At 30.7% G+C, this 3,526-nt stretch carries 3 protein-coding genes; all 3 read left to right on the forward strand.

Annotation, left to right across the window (positions count from 1 at the left end; all coding sequences use genetic code 11):
* Window positions 1–258 precede the first annotated feature (258 nt).
* A complete protein-coding gene (locus ACFPH8_RS14870) occupies window positions 259–1,707 on the forward strand; it encodes an ATP-binding protein (protein ID WP_376862225.1) in 1,449 nt (482 codons plus the stop codon).
* Between the two features lie 90 nt (window positions 1,708–1,797).
* Window positions 1,798–2,268 carry a hypothetical protein gene (locus tag ACFPH8_RS14875; protein ID WP_376862227.1) on the forward strand — a complete coding sequence of 157 codons (471 nt, stop codon included), beginning with the start codon at window positions 1,798–1,800 and terminating at the stop codon, window positions 2,266–2,268.
* 186 nt (window positions 2,269–2,454) lie between these two features.
* Window positions 2,455–3,387 carry a T9SS type A sorting domain-containing protein gene (locus ACFPH8_RS14880; RefSeq protein WP_376862229.1) on the forward strand — a complete coding sequence of 311 codons (933 nt, stop codon included), beginning with the start codon at window positions 2,455–2,457 and terminating at the stop codon, window positions 3,385–3,387.
* Window positions 3,388–3,526: the final 139 nt, after the last annotated feature.

A 3,526-nucleotide genomic window follows, 5' to 3' on the forward strand; every position in this document is an offset into this window, starting at 1 on the left:
GTGTGTTTTCCCGTTGTAAGTTCGGCTAAAATTTTTAATTTGAAAGGTTCACTGTACCGTCTAATTACTTTGTCATTTTTATACATAATTGTTTTGAATTATGTAGCCTTATTTTAGGACGGGTCATCGAATAAGAAAATCGACTGTCAAATTAACCATCTATAAGTCAAATTCCCATCCTAAACTTTCATTATTTGTACAAATAGATAGTTTTTAATCTATTTATTTTGCTATATTTGTTGTGTAAAGATGAAAAATATGGCAATGTTAAATCTTATTCCGACAGAAAAAATTATTGAACGTCTTCGATATGAAAATCCATGGTGGATTACTAAAGAGATACCGAATACATATAGCTCAATGTCCAAGAGATTATATTTTGACCTCTTTTATCCATTCGTTCTTGAAAGGAGTATTAAAAGGGCATTAGTTCTCATGGGACCTAGAAGGGTAGGTAAAACAGTCATGCTATTTCATTGCATTGAAAACTTACTGAAAGAAGGAACGAATCCTCATAAACTATTCTTTATCGGAATTGACAACCCGATTTACGTCAATTTAAGCTTAGAGGACGTTTTAACGCTTTGCAAGGATTCTTTAAATCTTGAAAACCTGAATGGCTGTTATGTCTTTTTTGATGAAATACAATACTTGAAAGATTGGGAAAGACATTTAAAAATATTGGTTGACTCATACCCTGAAACTAAATTTATTGTATCTGGCTCTGCAGCTGCTGCTTTGAAATGGCACAGTACGGAAAGTGGAGCAGGTAGATTCACTGATTTCTTGTTACCTCCATTAACATTTCAGGAATATATCCATTTGAAAAAATTAGACCATTTAATTTTTGAAGGTGATATTCAATATGGTGATAAGGATATAAAGTATTGCTTAACTCATGATCCCAAAGCATTAAATAAAGAATTTGTCCATTATTTAAATTTTGGAGGATACCCAGAGGTTGTGTTATCTGAAAAAATACAAGGTGATATGGGTAGATATGTGAAAAATGATATTGTAGATAAAGTTCTGCTTAGAGATCTCCCAAGCCTATATGGAATCAAAGATGTTCAAGAGTTAAACAGATTTTTTACATACATCGCGTATAATACTGGAAATGAATTCTCATATGAGACAATGTCTAGGGAAAGTGGGATTCAAAAGGATACATTAAAAAAATATCTAGAATATTTAGAAGCAGCATTCCTAATTAAGGTATTAAACAAGGTTGGGGTCAATGCAAAAAGATTAAAAAGAATAACAAGCTTCAAAGTATACCTTACCAACCCATCACTTCGCACTGCTTTATTTTCACCGATAAGTGAAACAGACCAAGAAATGGGAAACATGGTTGAAACAGCAATCCTTTCACAATGGATGCATCGAGAGCAACTCGATTTAACATATGCTAGATGGAAAGACGGCAGAAATGAAGGGGAAGTAGATCTTGTTTTGGTAGATGATAAAAATTACAAACCTATTTGGGGAGTAGAAATTAAATGGAGTAACCGATATTTTGATAAACCCCAAGAATTGAAAAGTTTAATTAAATTTTGTGAAGCAAATAAACTTAAATCTGCCGTTGTCACTTCAATTGATCAAATAGGAATGAAAGAAATACAAGATTTGAAATTTACTTTTCTTCCCGCTTCGGTATATGCATACAATATTGGAGAAATCACACTAAAAATGAAAACTAATAATTAAAAAAACGAAAGCACAACAAGGTGTATATTGCATAGCACCCTTCGGGATGCTACGACAACATACACGGGTCGTTGTACCCAATTTGAGAAAATGAACGAACTAACATTTGAAATTAATTCTAACGAAGAAATTTGGGAACTTTTTGACAAAGAACTGAATACGGTTTTCATTCACAAGTTCGTGCCAAACGAAGTCATTGAATGGTGGAAAACGGATTTAAAAACTCAAAGCGGAATTGAATTGAAAAATTTATCTGTTCGACAAATGGAAATGGATGTTCAAACTGACCTGAACGGATTGAAAAAGATACTCGAACTGAACACAAGACAATTAAGAATATATCAATTCGATAAACCGATTTCGGACACACTCGAAATTGACAGATTACCTGAAAATAATCGAAAACCGATTTTAAAGCAAAACGGATTAAAACACTTCTTTTTTGTGAACTTTGAGTTTATAACGATTGGTTGTTTTGAATCTGAATTTATAAGCGGAATTGAATTAAATCCAAAGTTTGAGAAACGAATTGCGGAAAGAAAACAAAGATTAACTGAATAAAAATACTGCAGGTAACAACGTATATAAAAAATAAAGGTTAAAGGTGAAGCCTAAAGTTCACCACAAAAAACAAACAATCACAACGTCCGAAAAGCATTGGATTTTAACCCTTTACTTTTCATATACACAAACGTTGTGTGTCATTTCCACAAAAATTTGAACTAAACCTTAAACCATATATAAATTATGAAAAAAATCTACTTATTAACTTTATTAATGACTTGTTTTTTAAGTCAAGCTCAAACTGTAAACATTCCTGACAATGCATTTAGAAACGCATTAATTAATGATAATGTTGTTGATACTAATAATGACTTTATTCCTGACTCAGATGCAGATTTAAATGATAATGGATTAATTGAACTTACCGAAGCTTTAAGCGTAACATATTTAAACTTGTATTACTTTGACCTTTCAAGTTCTCAAAAAATACAGAATCTTGAAGGTATACAACATTTTCAAAATTTAGAATGGCTTGATATAGAATTCAATAACGTTTCTAATATTGATATATTAAATCAAAATCAAAATTTATATTGGCTAGATGCAGATAGTAATAGCATTAGTTCTATTAATTTTTCTGCAAATGATAATCTACAATATATATTTTTATATGATAACAATTTAACAGAGTTAGATGTTTCGCAGATTTCAAATTTAATAAGATTATCGTGCCAATCCAATGACAATTTAAATTTTCTAAATATCCAAAATGGAAATAACACAAATATTATTGAGTTAGTAGCAACACAAAATCCGAATTTGACTTGCATACAAGTTGATAATGTTTCATACGCCAACAGTCAGACTTGTAATCAAAGTGCTGACACAGGATTTTGCGTTGACCCAATTGCTACTTACAATACTAACTGTAATTTAAGCATCGAAGATTATGAAAAAATAAAAATTAAAGCTTATCCAAATCCAACCGAATCAAAATTGACAATTCAATCGTTAAAATCAATTGAGAGAATTACAGTTTATTCAATTCTCGGAGATGTTGTTTCTGAAAAATTTAACTCTTCATCTATTGATTTGTCAAATCTCGATTCTGGAGTATATTTAGTTAATGTTTCGAGTGAAAATAGAACTGAAATTTTAAAAGTAATTAAGGAATAAAAAACGAACACACAACAAAGAACTGAGTTAAAAAACAAGCAATTTTAAGCTAATTTTGAAACAAAGTTCTCATCATAAGGCAAACCACTTTTTGCGATAGCAAATGCCTGTTTTAATAATTTATTTGCTACTGCTATTA

The organism is Bizionia hallyeonensis (assembly GCF_042657385.1).
In the GTDB taxonomy this organism is placed as follows: Bacteria; Bacteroidota; Bacteroidia; order Flavobacteriales; family Flavobacteriaceae; genus Algorimicrobium; species Algorimicrobium hallyeonense.